General features: G+C 68.0%; 17 protein-coding genes and 1 tRNA gene. 15 read left to right on the top strand and 3 right to left on the bottom strand.

Annotated elements, in window-relative coordinates:
* Positions 1 to 487: 487 nt before the first annotated feature.
* The 8 genes from ACTFTM_RS25065 to ACTFTM_RS25030 all read left to right on the top strand — a co-directional run bounded on the left by ACTFTM_RS25065 (position 488) and on the right by ACTFTM_RS25030 (position 10,298).
* On the top strand, positions 488 to 2,611 hold the full coding sequence (locus ACTFTM_RS25065; RefSeq protein WP_449562899.1) for an MMPL family transporter: 2,124 nt from the start codon (positions 488 to 490) through the stop codon (positions 2,609 to 2,611).
* Positions 2,601 to 3,839: an FAD-dependent oxidoreductase gene (locus ACTFTM_RS25060; protein ID WP_449562898.1), complete on the top strand. Its 1,239-nt coding sequence runs from the start codon at positions 2,601 to 2,603 to the stop codon at positions 3,837 to 3,839. The genes ACTFTM_RS25065 and ACTFTM_RS25060 overlap by 11 nt, the downstream gene beginning before the upstream one ends.
* Before the next feature lie 56 nt (positions 3,840 to 3,895).
* Positions 3,896 to 4,843, top strand: coding sequence for a hypothetical protein (locus tag ACTFTM_RS25055; protein ID WP_449562897.1), 948 nt, complete (start codon positions 3,896 to 3,898; stop codon positions 4,841 to 4,843).
* Entirely contained in the window at positions 4,840 to 6,525 is a 1,686-nt protein-coding gene (locus ACTFTM_RS25050; RefSeq protein WP_449562896.1) for an insulinase family protein, read from the top strand. Before ACTFTM_RS25055 ends, ACTFTM_RS25050 begins: the two co-directional genes overlap by 4 nt.
* Before the next feature lie 66 nt (positions 6,526 to 6,591).
* Positions 6,592 to 6,668: transfer RNA gene (locus ACTFTM_RS25045), tRNA-Ile, on the top strand.
* A 27-nt stretch (positions 6,669 to 6,695) separates the two neighbouring features.
* On the top strand, positions 6,696 to 6,896 hold the full coding sequence (locus ACTFTM_RS25040; RefSeq protein WP_449562895.1) for a hypothetical protein: 201 nt from the start codon (positions 6,696 to 6,698) through the stop codon (positions 6,894 to 6,896).
* 1,024 nt (positions 6,897 to 7,920) lie between these two features.
* Positions 7,921 to 9,360, top strand: coding sequence for an AAA family ATPase (locus ACTFTM_RS25035; protein ID WP_449562894.1), 1,440 nt, complete (start codon positions 7,921 to 7,923; stop codon positions 9,358 to 9,360).
* Positions 9,361 to 9,404: 44 nt separating this feature from the next.
* Positions 9,405 to 10,298 carry a hypothetical protein gene (locus ACTFTM_RS25030; protein WP_449562893.1) on the top strand — a complete coding sequence of 298 codons (894 nt, stop codon included), beginning with the start codon at positions 9,405 to 9,407 and terminating at the stop codon, positions 10,296 to 10,298.
* Between the two features lie 342 nt (positions 10,299 to 10,640).
* On the opposite strand, the gene ACTFTM_RS25025 is transcribed toward ACTFTM_RS25030, so the two are convergent.
* Together ACTFTM_RS25025 and ACTFTM_RS25020 are read right to left on the bottom strand one after the other, a co-directional pair.
* On the bottom strand, positions 10,641 to 10,913 hold the full coding sequence (locus ACTFTM_RS25025) for a hypothetical protein (RefSeq protein WP_449562892.1): 273 nt from the start codon (positions 10,911 to 10,913) through the stop codon (positions 10,641 to 10,643).
* A 181-nt stretch (positions 10,914 to 11,094) separates the two neighbouring features.
* A complete protein-coding gene (locus tag ACTFTM_RS25020) occupies positions 11,095 to 11,895 on the bottom strand; it encodes a hypothetical protein (protein ID WP_449566785.1) in 801 nt (266 codons plus the stop codon).
* Between ACTFTM_RS25020 and ACTFTM_RS25015 the strand changes: the two genes are divergently transcribed.
* Genes ACTFTM_RS25015 through ACTFTM_RS25005 form a run of 3 tightly spaced genes read left to right on the top strand, consistent with a single transcriptional unit; the run spans position 11,786 to position 13,468 of the window.
* The gene (locus ACTFTM_RS25015) at positions 11,786 to 12,343 is read left to right on the top strand and encodes a DUF5753 domain-containing protein (protein WP_449562891.1); all 558 of its coding nucleotides are present in this window, start codon (positions 11,786 to 11,788) and stop codon (positions 12,341 to 12,343) included. The two genes, ACTFTM_RS25020 and ACTFTM_RS25015, sit on opposite strands and share 110 nt — an antisense overlap.
* Entirely contained in the window at positions 12,333 to 12,512 is a 180-nt protein-coding gene (locus tag ACTFTM_RS25010) for a DUF397 domain-containing protein (protein ID WP_449562890.1), read from the top strand. The genes ACTFTM_RS25015 and ACTFTM_RS25010 overlap by 11 nt, the downstream gene beginning before the upstream one ends.
* A gap of 23 nt (positions 12,513 to 12,535) precedes the next feature.
* Entirely contained in the window at positions 12,536 to 13,468 is a 933-nt protein-coding gene (locus tag ACTFTM_RS25005) for a GNAT family N-acetyltransferase (protein WP_449562889.1), read from the top strand.
* 22 nt (positions 13,469 to 13,490) lie between these two features.
* Here ACTFTM_RS25005 and ACTFTM_RS25000 read toward each other — a convergent pair whose 3' ends face one another.
* Entirely contained in the window at positions 13,491 to 13,841 is a 351-nt protein-coding gene (locus ACTFTM_RS25000; RefSeq protein WP_449562888.1) for a hypothetical protein, read from the bottom strand.
* Between the two features lie 164 nt (positions 13,842 to 14,005).
* On the opposite strand from ACTFTM_RS25000, the gene ACTFTM_RS24995 reads away from it, so the two are divergent.
* From ACTFTM_RS24995 to ACTFTM_RS24980, 4 genes are all read left to right on the top strand, one after another.
* Positions 14,006 to 14,137, top strand: coding sequence for a hypothetical protein (locus ACTFTM_RS24995; RefSeq protein WP_449562887.1), 132 nt, complete (start codon positions 14,006 to 14,008; stop codon positions 14,135 to 14,137).
* Between the two features lie 27 nt (positions 14,138 to 14,164).
* Complete coding sequence (locus ACTFTM_RS24990) at positions 14,165 to 14,443, top strand: hypothetical protein (RefSeq protein WP_449562886.1); 279 nt, start codon at positions 14,165 to 14,167, stop codon at positions 14,441 to 14,443.
* A 68-nt stretch (positions 14,444 to 14,511) separates the two neighbouring features.
* A complete protein-coding gene (locus ACTFTM_RS24985) occupies positions 14,512 to 15,489 on the top strand; it encodes a DUF6461 domain-containing protein (protein WP_449562885.1) in 978 nt (325 codons plus the stop codon).
* Between the two features lie 188 nt (positions 15,490 to 15,677).
* Positions 15,678 to 16,052 (top strand): YciI family protein, encoded by a 375-nt coding sequence (locus ACTFTM_RS24980; protein ID WP_449562884.1) that lies wholly within the window; start codon positions 15,678 to 15,680, stop codon positions 16,050 to 16,052.
* The last annotated feature ends 5 nt before the right edge of the window (positions 16,053 to 16,057 follow it).

Genomic DNA, 16,057 nt, shown 5'->3' with positions numbered 1-16,057 from the left:
ATCGGATGTAGTGCGCCTTTCGGCAACCGAAAGTGCAAGATCGACGCGATCGTGCCGGCGAGCGCGGAGGGGCACGGGTGTGCGGGGCGGGAGGTCGGCTCTCGAGGCAGCAACTTCACCGATGTTGCTGTTTCCCGCGCGTCGGATGCAGCAACTTCACCGATGTTGTGAGGATCTTGGCGCGGGGCGCGGGGCGCGGGGCGCGGGGCGCGGGGCGCGGGGCGCGGGGCGCGGGGCGCGGGGCGCGGGGCGCGGGGCGCGGGGCGCGGGGCGCGGGGCGCGGGGCGCGGGGCGCGGGGCGCGGGGCGCGGGGCGCGGGGCGCGGGGCGCGGGGCGCGGGGCGCGGGGCGCGGGGCGCGGGGCGCGGGAGCGCGGGGCGGAATGGGTCGGTTTGGGGTGCTTGGGACTCGTGGGCCGGGCAGGATGGCGATGTCGACCTAGACTCCCGCTGCGTCGATTGATGCGTCGATTCTTGGGGTGAGCGCGAATGTCCGGACGACGGGGCTTCGGCCGGGCCACGCTGGTCGCGGTGGCGGTCGTGCTGGCCTGGTTGGTGATCGGCGCGGTGGCCGGCCCGTACGCCGGACGGCTCAGTGAGGTCTCCACCAACGACAACGCCGCGTTCCTGCCCACCGACGCCGAGGCGACCCGCGCCCAGGATCTCGCCGGTGGATTCGTCGACCGGCAGACCACTCCGGCGCTTGTCGTCTACGAGCGGTCGTCGGGGATCACCGACGCTGACCGGCAGCGGGTCGCCGCGGACGCCGCCCGGTTCGCCCAGGTGCCGGGCGTCGTCACCCCGCTGCCTCCGCCCATCCCCAGTGCGGACGGCCAGGCACTACAGGTCGTCGTGCCGGTGGACGACGCCGAGGGCGAGCAGATCGGCGCGGTCGTCCGACAGGTGCGCGACATCGCCGGGGGTGACCGGGACGGGTTGAGCGTGGACGTTGCCGGCCCGGCGGGTCTGCTCGCCGACCTGATCGAGGTCTTCTCCGCCATCGACGGGCCGCTGCTGCTCGTCACGCTCGTCGTGGTGTTGATCATCCTGTTGATCGTCTATCGCAGCCCGGTCCTGTGGGTCTTCCCGCTGTTGGCCGCGGGAATGTCGTACGCCCTCGCCGCCGTCTTCGTCTACCTGCTCGCCGACGCCGACATCCTCAAGCTGAACGGGCAGGCACAGGGCATCCTCACCGTGCTGGTCTTCGGCGCCGGCACCGACTACGCGCTGCTGCTGATCGCCCGCTACCGGGAGGAGCTGCACCGCCACGACCGTCCGTGGAGCGCGATGCGTGCCGCGTGGCGGGGCGCCGCGCCGGCCATCATCGCGTCCGGCGGCACGGTCATCGTCAGCCTGCTGTGCCTGCTGCTGTCCAGCCTGAACTCCAACCGGGCGCTCGGTCCGGTCGCCGCCATCGGCATCGCCGCCACGCTGCTGGTGATGCTCACCTTCCTGCCCGCGTTGCTGGTGCTCGGCGGCCGGTGGGCGTTCTGGCCCCGACGTCCCCGAGTCGACCAGGCCGACCCGCAGGCCGAGCACGGCATCTGGAGCCGGGTCGCCGGTTTCGTGGCCCGGCACGCCCGTCCCATCTGGTTGAGCACCGCCGTCGTGCTGGCGGTGCTCACGCTCGGCCTCACCCAGCTCGGCGCGACCATCCTCGGCCAGTCCGACCTGTTCACCCAACGCACCGACTCGGTGGACGGTCAGGAGGTGATCGCCCGGCACTACCCGGCCGGCACCGGCAGCCCGGCCACCATTTTCACCACCCAGCAGTCCGCGCAGCAGGTCGCCCAGGTGGCGAAGGACGTGCCGGGCGTCGCCGACGTCCGCCCCCTCACCGGCGGCCCGCAGACCGGCCCACCCCAGGAGAACGCCGCCCCGAAGGTCGTCGACGGTCGGGTGCAACTGGAGGCGACCCTGACCGACCCGCCGGACAGTGACGGCGCCGAGCGGACCATCCGCGACCTGCGGGAGGCCGTACACCAGGTGCCGGGCGCGGACGCCGTGGTCGGCGGCTTCACCGCGATCAACGTGGACACCTCGGACGCCGCGAAGCGCGACCAGAACGTCATCATCCCGGTGGTGCTGGTGGTCATCGCGGTGATCCTGGCCCTGCTGCTACGCGCCCTCCTCGCGCCGCTGCTGCTCATCGGCACGGTGCTGCTCAGCTTCGCGGCCACCCTCGGCCTCTGCGCGCTGCTGTTCCGCCACGTCTTCGGCTTCCCCGGTGTGGACTCGTCGTTCCCGCTGTTCGCGTTCGTCTTCCTCGTCGCGCTCGGCATCGACTACAACATCTTCCTGATGAGCCGGGTCCGCGAGGAGTCGGTCAAGCGGGGCACCCGGGCCGGTGTGCTGGCCGGCCTCGCCGTCACCGGTGGCGTGATCACGTCCGCCGGCATCGTGCTCGCCGCGACGTTCTCCGCCCTCGCCGTGCTGCCGTTGGTGGTGCTGGTCGAGTTGGGTACGGCGGTCGCGATCGGGGTACTGATCGACACGATCATCGTCCGGTCGTTGCTGGTGCCCGCGCTCGCGTACGACATCGGGCCGAAGATCTGGTGGCCGGGCCGGTTGTCCCGGACGAACGGTGAGCGGGAGGCGCGCGATGCTGGCTGAGACCGACGTGGTGGTTGTCGGCGGCGGCCTGGCCGGACTTGCCGCCGCCCGTCGGCTGCACCGCGCCGGCGTGCCGTGGCGGCTGCTGGAGGCCGGCCGCCGGCTCGGGGGCCGGGTCGCCACCGACGTCGTCGACGGGTACCTGATCGACCGCGGTTTCCAGGTGCTCAACACCGCCTACCCGCGACTCGGCACGCTGCTCGACACCGATCGCCTGGACCTCGGCTACTTCACCTCCGGCGTGCTGGTCCGCCGGGGCGACGACCTGCTGCGGCTGGTCAACCCGCTGCGCGAGCCGAGCGGCGGCCCGCGTACCGCCCTCGCCGGCGTCGGTTCGCTGCTCGACCGGCTCCGTTTCGCCGCGCTCGCCACCGGTGCCGCGACGCTGCCGGTGTCCCGCCTGCTGGCCGCGCCGGAGACGACCACCGAGAGGGCGCTGCGCCGGGCCGGTCTCTCCGACGCGATCATCGAGGAGCTGTTGCGGCCGTTCCTGTCCGGTGTGTTCATCGACCGGGAGTTGGCGACCTCCAGCCACGTGTTCGCGATGGTGCTGCGCTCGTTCGCCCGGGGCCGCATCGGCCTGCCCGCCGAGGGGATGGCCGCGCTGCCCCGGGCCATCGCCGAGCCGCTGCCGACCGACCTGCTCGACCTGGACACCCCGGTCGCGCAGGTCGCGCCCGGCCTGGTCCGCACGCAGGCCGGCGACATCAGATGCCGGGCCGTCGTGGTCGCCGCCGACCCGCCCGCCGCGGCCGCGTTGCTGCCGGCTCTGTCGACGGTACGGATGCACAGCTACACGACGTACTACCACAGCGCTCCCGAACCGCCGCTTCGCGAGCCGGTCCTGCTCGTCGACGGTGACCGTCGGGAGATCGTGGCGAACACGGTGGTGCTCAGCAATGCCGTACCGACCTACGCCCCGGCCGGCCGGCACCTCGTGGCCACCTCCGTGGTCGGTCCGACGGCCCCGCCCGAACCGACCATCCGGGCCGAGTTGACCCGGCTGTACGGACGATCCACCGCCGACTGGACGCACCTCACCACCGTGTCCGTGCCGGACGCGCTGCCCGCCGCCCCACCCCCGCAGGGACGGCTGCGCAAGCCGGTCGCGCTCGGGCAGGGGCTGTTCGTGGCCGGTGACCACCGGGACAGTCCATCGATCCAGGGCGCTCTCGCCAGCGGTTGGCGTGCCGCCGGCGCGGTGCTCGAGGAGCTGCGCGCCGGCTGACCTCGTGCCGAAAACGCGGGCATCGCCGCCGTAGTTGATCACCTATGATCGCCGCCATGCCCGCACCTCTGCCAGCCCCCACCTTCGATGCTGGCGCCGCGTACCCCGAGGTCAACGATCTCCGCAAGGCGCTCGACGCCGCCGACTGGCCCGCCGTGCAGGCCGTGTTCGCCGAGCGTGACCCCGCCTTGCGCACGCTGCTTGTCAGGGAGGCCGGCGACCACGCCGGGGCGGGTGAGTTCCTGCGTCGCATGTACGACGACGACCCCACCGACAACCTCGCTGGTGTCCTGCACGGCACCCACCTCATCTGCGACGGCTGGCGGATCCGCAGCGCCGACCGGGCCCGCAACGTCAGCCGGGCGCAGTTCGACCAGTTCCACGATCACCTACGGCGCGCCGAGCAGGTGCTGATCGACGTCACCGCCCGGTACCCCGACGACCCGGCAGCCTGGACCGAACGACTGGCCGTCGCCCGCGGTCTGGAGCTGGGTCAGAACGAGGCCCGCCGCCGCTACGACCGTCTCGCCCACCACCACCCTCACCACCTGCCCGCACAGGCCAGCCTCATCCAACAGCTCTGCCCGAAGTGGAGCGGTGACTGGGACCGGATGTTCGCCTTCGCCCGCGCGTGCGCCCAGACCGCCCCCGCAGGGGCTCCCAACGCCGTGCTGATCGCCGACGCGCACCTGGAGCGCTGGCTGGACATCGACGACGACCAGGAGGGCGCGGACTACCTGGAGCAGTCGGAGGTGATCGACGAGATCCACCAGGCCGCGGAACGGTCGGTGCTGCACCCGGACTTCGTGCACGACGCCGGCTGGGTCTGGGTCCGCTCGGTCTTCGCGCTGATGTTCTGCCTCACCGAACAGTGGGCCGCCGCCGCGACCCAGTTCACCGCCCTCGGCAACCTGGGATCGAAGTACCCCTGGAGCAACCTCAGCGGGGTCGACACCTTCACGGAGTACCGCGCTGAGGCGTACGCGAAGGGTGGTCGGTCGTGATCCAGCACCTGGACGTGGACGGGGTGCCCACGCTGCTCGCCCCCACCGGCGGGCCGATGCGCGCCGGACTGACCTTCCGGGTCGGCACCGCCGACGAGACACTCGCCCGCGCCGGCGCCACCCACCTCGTCGAGCACCTGGCGCTCGCGCCGCTCGGCCTGGCCGACTACCACGTCAACGGCGTGACCGCCCCGGCGTTCACCATGTTCCACACGCAGGGCTCCGCGACCGACATCGCGGCGTTCCTCACCGCCGTCTGCGGGCACCTGTCCGACCTGCCGGTCGGGCGACTCGACGTCGAGAAGGACATCCTGCGTACCGAGTGGAGCAGCCGGGGAGCCGCCGCGATCGACGACATCCCGCTGTGGCGACACGAGGCCCGGGACTTCGGGCTCAGCAGCTACCCGGAGTGGGGCCTGGACGCGCTGACCGCCGACGACCTGCGCGAGTGGACGGCCCGCTGGTTCACCCGGGAGAACGCGGTGCTGTGGATCTGCGGCGACCAGGTGCCGGCGGGGCTCCGGCTGTCGTTGCCGACCGGGGTACGCCAGCCGGTCCCGGCGGTCTCGTCGGCGCTGCCGCAGACCCCCGCGTACTTCGTCCACGGGGCCCGGGCCGTGGTGCTCGACGCCGTGGTGCGGCGCAGCGCCGCCGCGGCCGTCTTCGCCGGCGTGCTGGAACGGGATCTGTACCGGTCGCTGCGCCAGGATTCCGGCCTCTCCTACACCACCACCACGGGGTACGACCCGCGCGGCGACGGCAACGCCACGCTGCGGGCGCTCGCCGACGCGCTGGCGGAGAAGCAGGACGCCGTTCTCGGCGGCTTCGTCGACGTGCTCGCCAAGCTGCGGGTCGGCCGGATCGAGCAGGCCGACCTGGACGCCACCGTGGCCAAGCGCGAGGACCTGCTCGGCACCGCCGAGGTCGATGCCGCGCGACTTCCCGGTTACGCGCTGAACGTGCTCACCGGGGAACCCAACCTCACCATCGACGAGCACCGGGCCGAGTTGAAGGCCGTCGACCTCGCCGACCTGCACGAGGTCGCCGGCGAGGTGATGGGCTCCGCGCTGCTCATGGTGCCGCGCGGGCTCACCGCCGACTGGGCCGGTTTCGTCGCCGCGCCCACCCACTCCACGGAGATCCTGGACGGCACCGGCTACGCGGCGAAGGAGGGCCACGCCGACCTGCGGATCGGCGTCGACGGAGTGACCCTGCTCCAGAACGACAAGCCGCTGACCGTGCGCTACGCCGACTGCGCCGCCATGCTCACCTGGCCGGACGGAGCGCGGCAGCTGATCGGCGCGGACGCCATCGTGCTGCACATCGAGCCGACCATGTTCCACCTGCACCCGGCGGCACTCCCGATCATCGACGCCCAGGTGCCGGCCGACCGGCACATCGGCATGCCGGCACGTACGCCGGACGAGATGCCGCAGCCCTCGGCACCCGAGAAGCCGGCCCGCGCGCCCGGCGACCGCCCCTGGTGGGAGGTCGCGATGATGGTGGTCAGCGGCGTCGCGGTTCTCGTGGTGGGCGCCGTGAGCCTGCTGGTGACGTACGCCATGGTCGCCGCCGGTTCCGAGCCCGGCGAAGAGTGGCTGTGGGGCGTCGTCGTGGCAGGCTGGCTGCTCACTGTTATCCTCGCGTTGCCCATCGTGCTGCTGTGGCGACGGCGGCGGTGATGGGACGGGGCCGCATCGGCGCTGGCCCGTGATCCACCGGGCGGGATAAGATCCGGCCCGGTGTCGGGGGCGGTAGCTCAGCTGGTTAGAGCAGTGGACTCATAATCCATCGGCCACGGGTTCGAGTCCCGTCCGCCCCACCAGGCAAAACATCAGATTACGATCCTTCCGTGTTCCTGCTCGTGGTGCGAGCGCGCTACGACTGCTTCCATGACGAAGGCGAACGGTCACCAGAAGCGGCAGCCCGGCGAAGCTGCCCAGGCGACTTACCGAAGGTGAAGGTCTACGCGGGCATCGACTCCATCATTAAGAAGCAGCACTACCTCAGCGGACCATCCTCGGCTGCTGCCCGACCGCTGGAAAAATGCTGATAAGGCGCGCGCGGTTCTCGCCAGGTGGACGAGCGGCGCGACCCGCGTACCCGTGCAACCTTGGATCAGTGCTTTATCAGTAGCCAGAAGTGCTGCGGTGCTGCGAGAGTGCCGAGACCGCTGTGAAGGCGCGACAGCGGCTTGCACTTTCTGTGGCCGGCACTTATCGGTGCAGTCGCGCGGTCCTGCCTTCGGGTGCTCAATCGCAGTGCGGGTATGCCTGCGTCGATCCGGCAGATTCACTAGATTTTGTCTGGCATGCTGAACCAGCGTTCGATGGCGGTGGATCTCCGTTAATCCGGCAACTCAAGCGGAGAAGCCAGGGATGCCCAGCCCAATCCGGGGCCGCCAGCGGCCCACTTAAGCGGCGAACTGGTCAGTCAAGAGTGGACAGACCGAGGCGCGTTCGTGTTGGTGGCTATGACAACGGAGCGCGACGGAGTCAGCTGTGCGCGAGCCGCGTTGGTCCGCTGTCTACCTGGACGCGCTCCGTGCTGACGCTGCGGAGCCTTGTATCTGGACGATGCCGGGAACCTGCGGGACAAGGCCACTAAGACGTACCAGCAGCGGCGCGCGGCACCGAACGCAGAGACGGTAGCGGCGTTGTGTGATCATCTGGCCGGTTGCTTCGAACGCGCGTCGGCCCTCGGCCTTACGCAGCAGCGTCAAGGCCAAGTTTTCTCGCCCGGCCCTCGGTGGTCGTAACGCCGCTGATACCGGATGCGACCCAGCGATCCAGCCGCATGCCCCTACGGCTAGACATAGCTACGAACCTAGATGTTCTTAGGTGCCCATTGGTCTACGGAGTTTGTCGCGACAGGTGTCGACGTTCGGACAGTTGCCGGGAGGATCGGCCACGGTGGGAGACGCAACCCTGTGCGTATATGCAGCCTGGCTCTCACAATCCGATCAGCATGCGGCTGCCGCTCTGGCTGCTCGTGAGCCCAGTCGCGCCATCTGTCCGAGCACACATGGCCTGTACGGGGCCTTCCGGCATAGCGCGAGTTTGCTCTAGGATTGCCGGATGCAACCGTCCCGGTTACGAACAAGCCGCAAAGTGCACGATGTTCCCGGCCCTCGACTGATTCGCTTGGAAGCGAAGGGTCTCCTCCGAAGATTCAACCATGTAATTGATTTCCCGGCCGACTGGACTTACGTGATTCTGCATGGTCCGAACGGTGTCGGGAAGACCAAGTTGTTAGAAATCGTCGAGGCGGTATTTACGGGCAAGCCCTCGAAGGTTTTAGAGTATCCCTTCGACTCGGTATACTTCCGCTTCGATGATGGCACCAAACTATCGATTTCAAATTCTGAGCAGCTGAGTTTATTTGATCAAAAACTGCGCGATAGAGAATTTTCCCTATCGACGCGAACTGTCAGCTTCAGATTGGCCAGGCCCGGCGGTGACGTCGCTATTTGGGAATCTGGCCCCTCCTACGTCGTGCCGTCAGCAGAAGTGATGGACTATTTGGCGAGGCGCGTTCCCCTTGGCAGGTTAGTGGGCGGCTACTGGCGTGATCACCGTAGCTCGGAGCGGATGACCGATCAGGAAGTGTTGGCGAAGTACGCAGACTTGCTTCCTCACCGCGTTCCTCCGACCCAACCGATGCCTGGGGAACTGATATCATTTATCGATTCCATCTCTGTCCACCTGATCGAGACGCAGCGGCTATTGGCTGGGCAGTCCGCTCCGCGCGTGGCAGCGGGCCCTAGGAGTCGACCATTGCGGAGATCGCGTGTGTTGGAATATGCGGACGACCTTGCGCGCCGACTCCGAGGTGCTTTGGCGGAAAACTCTACGATATCCCAGCGGCTCGATCGCACATTCCCCAGGCGACTTCTTGCTGAGGGCGTGTCGGAAAACGCGCCTACCGAGGCCGTTATTAGAGCTAGGTACGACGAGCAGCGTGAGCTTCGTAACGCTCTTACTGCGATCGCGGTACTGGATATGGCTGAAGATCTTCCCCTGCCGCCACGTGCTCTAGAATTGTGGGAAAGAGTCGTCCTGTCGACGTACCTGGATGACGCGGATAAGAAGCTTGCTACCTTTCAGTCGTTGCTATCGCGCGTAACCCTGTTAAAGCAAATTGTAACAGCGCGTTTCGAGTACAAGGATATGGTCATTGATCGGGATAAGGGCTTTCTATTCGCTGCCGACGGGGTAGAGATTTCCCCCGATATGCTCTCCTCTGGAGAGCAGCATGAGCTTGTTCTCCTGTACGACCTTCTCTTTAACGTTAGCCCTGGTTCTCTCGTTCTGATTGACGAGCCAGAGATTTCGCTGCACGTGGGTTGGCAGCAGCGTTTCTTGGCTGATTTGGGCGAAATTGGCGAGCTGAATAACCTTCGTTTTATCGTGGCCACGCACTCGCCCCAAATTGTGCACAAATCGTGGAATAGGACGGTTGCTCTGGGCTCCCGTAAAGATGATAGTGGGGCTCTGGAGAGGGAGGCGGATCATTGATCTCTTGCTTGACTGCTGATGATCTATTCGCCCAAATCCTCTTCATGCGTACGGTCGACAGTCGGACCTTCTTGCTGGTTGAAGGTGAGACCGACTGCGCCTTGGTAGACACTCATCTCGTGAATGAATGTGAATCGATCCCGGCCGCAGGAAAGAGTGTGGCTTTGGGTGCAGCCGTCATTGCTTATGAGCAGAATGTAGAAGGAGTGCTAGCGATAGTAGATCGAGACTGGGTTGGCAGCCTGGAAACTGAATTATCGACCCCGAATGTGATCTATACAGATGCGTATGACATGGAGTCCACCATGTTTCAAATGGACAACGTGCTGAACAGAATCATGAACTCTTACTGTCGCCGTGATCTGCTCAGATCTGTCGATCGAACGGCTCCCCAGTGGCCGGTTATGGTTACGACGAGAGCTGCTGCCGCTGTCTCTGCGTTAAGATACGCCTCCAAGACTCACGGTTGGGGTATCGGTGTCCGCGACTTCCCGATCCATGTAATCGTCAACTTGGACGGAGGTGCTCCTAATCTCGCCCTGCTGTGTCGAATTGCCTGCGACAAAGCAGAATCGAGGATTGATGCCGAGACGGTACTCGGGGCAACCAGGATGGCCTTAAGTGAGATAGCCGACGATGCTAAAAAATGCTCCGGACACGATCTAATGAAGGCCCTCTCGTATGTTATTAATCAGAGGTTTGGCGGTTCGATTTCGGAGGCTAACCTCGCGTCCGCATTCCGTGCTGCGGTCGGCTGCGGCGACCTTGCAGGCACCACGTTTTTCCGTAGCGTGAGTGAGTGGAGCCAGATGCACGGGAAGCGTGTCTGGTCCTGCAACCTGCCTAACAAGGTGCCCGCTGCTCGGACGTCGCCTGACCCCTGCATCTCTGACGAATCTAGTACCGCGCTGTGGCAAGACGAACCTAGCCGAAGCTAGGATTGGCTGACAGCGGGCCGACGCGGTGTCGCTGGTCGAGGCGGTCGCTAACTGCTTCACGTTCAGGTGTGACAGTGGAAGTGGCGGCGGTAGCGCCAGTCATTTGTGCGCACTTTTCGAGGCGGAAGAGCGAGGTCTGGGGCAGAAGTTACGTGCAGAGTTCGCCGACGATCTTACGCTTGGATGTCCAATTGGACCGACATGGAAAGCGGGCCCAATGGTCACGAGATGAGCGTGCAAGAACGCTTATCGGAGTGCCCTCCGTTGTGGGCCTGACCACATCGTGACGCGGTCTCGGGCCAAGATTGAAATGGTTTTGAGGGAGGCAGTGTCTCGAGTCGACTACTCGCCGAACGGCTCGACCGATCCGTCCCAGCCGAGCCAGCCCTGTTGGGTCATCCGTCCCTCGGCGTAGATGTAGGACCAGCGGGCGCCGTCCTCACTTTCGAAGTGGACGACGCCGGAGCGGACGAACGGCGCGATCGCGACGTAGAAGGCGATGGCCTGCTTCGACCACTTGGGATCGCCCTCGTCGTCGTGATCAAACTCGATCCAGTCCCCGTTCGCGGGTGATCGAGGCCCTGGCCTCGTACGCGATGTCGACGAGCCGGTCATTCACGGCAGCCAGATCGGGCTCGTACCAACCACTCTGTTCGGCCATGGCGGCCTTGGCGGCGGCGGTCGCAGCGGCATCGTCCGACGTTGGTAGGTGCAGACGGCCCGAAGGCCACACCGAATATCCCACGGCGGGCAGTCTGCGGTCGTCGATGTTCTGCAAGCCGAGTCGAACAGCGACCTATTGCCGAGCCAGTCCGACGGCGGCGGCCAAGCGGGCCACGTCGGCTGTTGTCGGGCCGGCTCGTAGCGCGGCGGTCAGCGCCTCCCGGGCGACGGGGCGGGTCCGCGTCTCCGCAGGCGCGATGCGATCGGCGTTGACCAGGGCCTGGCCGGCTGCGCCCGCGTCGCCGAGGTTCAGGTGAGCGCACGCGATGTCGATCAGGTGGGCGGCTCGATGTTCGGCGGGGAGCAGGTGCCAGCTGTTGGTGCCGATGGCCCGTCGGTGTCTGAGCACGGCCAGGTGGTGATCCCCGGACCAGGTCGCCATCAGGGCGTGAGCGAGGTCGACTTCAGTGGCGCCGAAAGCGATGCTGTCGTGGTCGTGGCAGTCGGCGTCGTTCGCGAGGCGGGCCGCGCGCTCGGTGAGTTCGCCTGCGGCGGTGACGTCCGAGCTGATGGCGGCCGCGAGCGCCGCTTCGATGAGCAGGGTCCCCGCTACGCCCGTCTGGCGGGGGTGGCGCGGCGCAAGGTCGATCTGGCGTACGGCGTCCATGGCGGTCGTCATCGCCAGCCGGCCGCGCCCCAGAGTCCGCAGTGCCTGCGCGAGGGAGATCGCGGCGAGCCCGCCGCGCCGCGGGTCGCCGTTGGCGGCGCTCATCGCCCGGTCGGCGGCCAGCCAGGCCAGGTCGCCCTCGCCGAGTTTGACCAGCATGTGGGCGGCGAGCCGGTTCACTCGCACCGAGAGGTCGGCTGCCTCCTGCGGGTGCGCGTGGCAGATCCGGCGGCTGTCGGCGAGCAGGCCGGGCAACAGCCGTAACACCTGTGGATGGACGGACCCGGACACCATCGATCAGCGGGTCGCCGCGCGGATGACCCGGCAGGAGGTGCTGCGCCGGCAGCCGAATCCGTTGCGGATGCACGCCATCCTCTCCGAGGCGTCGCTGCGCACCGAGGTCGGCGGCCCGGACGTGCTGCGTGAGCAACTCGACCACCTGGTCACGGTGGCGCGGCTGCCGAACGTGACGATCCAGGTGCTGCGCTTCGAGGCCGGCGCACACCTGGCTGACAGCAGCGGCTTTGCTCTGCTCGACTTCGAGCAGGACGAGCCGTCGCTGGGCTACATCGAGACCCTGGCCGGTGAGCTGTTCCTTGAGTCGAGTCGCGACCTGGCGAGGCTGTCGGCGGCGTACGACAATCTGAAGATGCTGGCGATGTCACCCGCCGAGTCGGTCACGTTCATCAAGGAGCTGAGCAAGCATGGAACGTAACGCCTGGCGCACGTCGAGCCGTTCGGGCAACAACGGCCAGTGCGTGGAGGTGCGTGACCGGGGCGTAGAGGTCGACGTTCGCGATTCCAAGGCTCCGGATGCCGGGATGTTGAGCTTCGCACCGGCCGCCTGGGCGGCGTTCATCAGCAGCGCCAAGCAGCCGCGCTGAGCCGTACCCTCTAGCCTCTGCGGGTGATCTCCTACCGCGCCTGCGTCCCCGCAGACCTCGATCGCGTGACCGCGTGGGTCGTGACCGAGCCCGTCGGGTGGATTCCCGCCGACCGTTACGCGGCCGATCTGGCCGACGGCATGTACCGGCCGGAATGGACATGGATCGCCGAGCACGACGGCCGGGTCGTGGGACGGGCGTTGTGGTGGGGGCCGAAGGGCAGTCCGCATCCGGTCGCGCTCGACTGCCTCGACGTGGATCCCGCCGTGGGCGACCGTGCCGCCGTCGCCGCCGAGCTGATCAGGGTCGCACTGGCCGGGCTCCCGCACGCGGTGCAGTACCGGATCAACCTCACGGGTGGCTGGCGTGACGATCCCGCCACCTCGGCGGCCGTCGAGTGGCGGCGGGCGGCGGCGCACGCGGCGGGGCTCACCCGGCAGGTGGAGCGGCTGCAGTTCGAGTGGGCACCCGCCGACGGGGTGCCTCCCGTGACCGGCCGGCTGCGGTTCACCGAGGCCTCCGACGAGGAGTTCCTCGCGGTGTTCAGGAGAATCGCCGAGGGCAGCCTGGACGCCCAGACCCGTGCGAGCCTGGCCGCCAAGGGCGTGGACGCGACCGCGCGCGACGAGATGGACTTTTATCTCAGGGCACCGGGCAAGCGGGAGTGGTGGCGGATCGCCCACACGCGCGAGGGGGAGGTGGCGGGCATGGCGATTCCCTCCGCGACCGCGTACAACGTGAACGTCGGCTATCTCGGGGTGGTGCCGGAGTTCCGCGGGCGCGGCTACGTGGACGACGTGCTCGCCGAGATCACCCGCTTTCACGCGGTCAACGGGGAGTCGCGCATCACCGCCACCACCGACATGGGCAACGCGCCCATGGCGGCCGCCTTCCGTCGCGCCGGGTACCGCAACACCGGAATACGGCTGCTCTTCTCCAACTACGCCCAGCCCTGAAACAGCACACGTGCAGTGCGACCTATGCGAAGTCCCAGTCGAACATGCGCACCGGCAGGAGGACGAGGACGACTGTCGCGGCGACGGCGAGCAGTACGCGCACGGTGCGAAGGCCCCGCCACCACGGAATGATCCAGAGCAGTAACCACACGGCGCTCGCGATCGCCACATGCAAGCCGATCACCCTGAGGCTGGTCTCCTCGCACATGTTGTCGGCGATTGCCTCTTTGCACAGCGGCGGGGTGCGGTGGTGGCTCTGCATGTTTCCCACCACGCCGACGATGCCGGCCAACACCGGTGCCGCCACGAGGGTGAACAGTGGCGTCACCAGCCATCCGGCGAGGTCACGACGCCGGTCCGTCAGCCGTACCACTCGCGGAACTGTACAGCCGGACATCGACAGTTTCTGCCCCTCTCGTCGGCACGAGTCGGCAGGGCCACGCCGGGCTGCGCGCGCCGCTAAACTCCGCCGAGTCTCCTCGTCGAGCCGGACCGACACGGGTAACGCCATCCTGTTGACGGGACTGGAGCTGTCCAATGGGCCTGCAACTGCCACCTGAGCTGGCCGAAGCTCTCAACTGGGTGGGCTTCACCTGGCCAGCAGCCGACCGCAACGGCGTCAACAACGTCCCGCTCTTCGGCTTCGACGGCCGTACCCGGCTGAACTGACTGCCCGAATCGGAAAGGGTTTTGCGAGTGGCCACTGACGACTGGAAGGGCACCATCAACCAGATCCTGTACGGGTTGATGTTCACCCCTCAGTTGAGCGACGAGACGGCCGATCAGATGGCAGCGGCGATGGTAGAGCGCCGCTACTTCGGTGCCGGTCCCGACGCCTACGCCGACGCGATCGCCCAGGCCGGACGGTACGACGGTCCACTGACCGACGAGATCGAGACACCGCACGGAGAGACGGCGTTCCGCGACTTCCTCGGCCGGCTCGGCAGCCGGTTGGAAGCGCTGCGAGCCTCGTAGAGATCACCGGAGATCGGCGGGTGGAACAGCGGCACCACCGGCGTGGATGATCGTCGTACCGTGTTCCGATGGTGTCGGAGGCGGTGCGGTACTACGACGATTTCCTCGCCGAGCGGGACTGGCTCGCCGAGGGCCTGAGCTGGGCCGTGGTGCAGCCGGCGAGTGCCGAGGCCACCGTCGACGGGGTCATCAAGCGGCTGCGTGCCACGCGTGTCGAGCCGGGTGACGACCAGTCGGGCGAGCTTGCCGACCTGGCCCAGATCGGCCCCGACGTGCTGGTGTTTCAGGACAACGGCTGCGCGTTGAGTCGCCCCGAGGTGCTGCGCTGGCTCAGTGACGGTACGCGGGTACACACCGTCGAGTGGACCGTGAACGGCAACGGCGGCCTGACGTACGCGGTGTACGGCAGGATCCTCGCCTGGATGGACCTGAACGACCCGGAGCGGCGGCACGGCGACGACCCGTCCGCGTTCGCCGACGACCTGGACGACGTACGCGCCGCGCGCGGCACCGGGTACGTGCGGTCCGCGGCGATGGCGTTCGTCGAGCAGCGGACCGGGGTGCGGCTGCCGGCCGGGTGGATGAGTGACGAGGGGGCCGATCCGCAGGCCGGGCCGTGGGTGACGGTGCGGCTGCCGCACATCCCGGCCGACCCCGGGCCGCCGTCGAACTTCGGTCACTACGAGCCCGACCTGGACGCGCGGCTGCGGGCCGCGCCGGATCGGGTACGACGGGCGGCGGTCGCGCTCGCCGTCCGGGCGGTGACCACGCGGTTCCGGTTCAGCGACGACGAGCTGGCGAGGCGGGCGGTCGAGGCCGTCGAGCGGGGGCTGACCGTGGACGAGGAGACCCGGTGGAGGATTGCCCGCCTCAGGGCGCAGGGCGATGACGTCCGGCCCTGCGCCGATGCCGTGCACGCCCTGCACGCGGCGCTGGGCGCGGGGATGGCCGCGGTCGACGCGCTGGGCGCCGCGAGGCACGCGCTCGGCGACCGATGGCCGGCGGTGCGCCAGGACCTGCACCGCCTGGTACGGGAGCCCGGCTGAGGTGGTCCGATCGGTGCCCAAGATCTGCACAACATCCCCGATGGTGCTGCCACAGCCACGCGGCAGACAGCAACATCCCCGAAGTTGCCGCCACGAACTTCGGCGCCTTTGTCGAATCGGGGTCGGGTCGTTCGTGGTACGGGTGGAGGCGGCCGACGGAGGCCGCCCGGGAGAAGGGGAGTTCTGAGATGGCGCGGTACCTGATCTCGTTCAACGACGGCGCGATGGACCACATCCCCGCCGAGGAGTTGCCCGAGGTGGGCAAGGCGGCGCACGCCGTGCTCCAGGAGGCCGTCGACGCGGGCGTCTGGGTGTTCGGCGGCGGCCTCGAACGGCAGCAGGCCACCATCGTGGCAACGGACGGGTCGACCACCGACGGCCCCTACCCGGAGACCAGGGAGGTCATCGGCGGGTTGGTGGTCGTCGACGTGACCACCCGCGAGGAGGCGCTCGGGTGGGCTGCCAAGTGGGCCGCCGGTTGCCGCTGCGCCCAGGAGGTCCGGGAGATCATGGACGACCCCGAGATGGAGGAGATGCTCCGCCGCGCCGACCGTCGAGGGTGACCCCT

The organism is Micromonospora sp. RB23, from assembly GCF_053585025.1.
The sequence above is the reverse complement of the archived record's forward strand: the minus strand, read 5'-3'. Positions and strand labels throughout refer to the sequence as shown.

Excerpts from the sequence above, each read along its gene's own strand:
- ACTFTM_RS25015 (WP_449562891.1), top strand. The coding sequence starts at position 11,786 with ATGTGGGCGGCGAGCCGGTTCACTCGCACCGAGAGGTCGGCTGCCTCC.
- ACTFTM_RS25065 (WP_449562899.1), top strand. The coding sequence starts at position 488 with ATGTCCGGACGACGGGGCTTCGGCCGGGCCACGCTGGTCGCGGTGGCG.
- ACTFTM_RS25035 (WP_449562894.1), top strand. The coding sequence starts at position 7,921 with ATGCAACCGTCCCGGTTACGAACAAGCCGCAAAGTGCACGATGTTCCC.
- ACTFTM_RS24995 (WP_449562887.1), top strand. The coding sequence starts at position 14,006 with ATGGGCCTGCAACTGCCACCTGAGCTGGCCGAAGCTCTCAACTGGGTG.
- ACTFTM_RS25060 (WP_449562898.1), top strand. The coding sequence starts at position 2,601 with ATGCTGGCTGAGACCGACGTGGTGGTTGTCGGCGGCGGCCTGGCCGGA.
- ACTFTM_RS25055 (WP_449562897.1), top strand. The coding sequence starts at position 3,896 with ATGCCCGCACCTCTGCCAGCCCCCACCTTCGATGCTGGCGCCGCGTAC.
- ACTFTM_RS25010 (WP_449562890.1), top strand. The coding sequence starts at position 12,333 with ATGGAACGTAACGCCTGGCGCACGTCGAGCCGTTCGGGCAACAACGGC.
- ACTFTM_RS24985 (WP_449562885.1), top strand. The coding sequence starts at position 14,512 with ATGGTGTCGGAGGCGGTGCGGTACTACGACGATTTCCTCGCCGAGCGG.
- ACTFTM_RS25025 (WP_449562892.1), bottom strand. The coding sequence starts at position 10,913 with ATGACCGGCTCGTCGACATCGCGTACGAGGCCAGGGCCTCGATCACCC.
- ACTFTM_RS25030 (WP_449562893.1), top strand. The coding sequence starts at position 9,405 with ATGCGTACGGTCGACAGTCGGACCTTCTTGCTGGTTGAAGGTGAGACC.
- ACTFTM_RS24980 (WP_449562884.1), top strand. The coding sequence starts at position 15,678 with ATGGCGCGGTACCTGATCTCGTTCAACGACGGCGCGATGGACCACATC.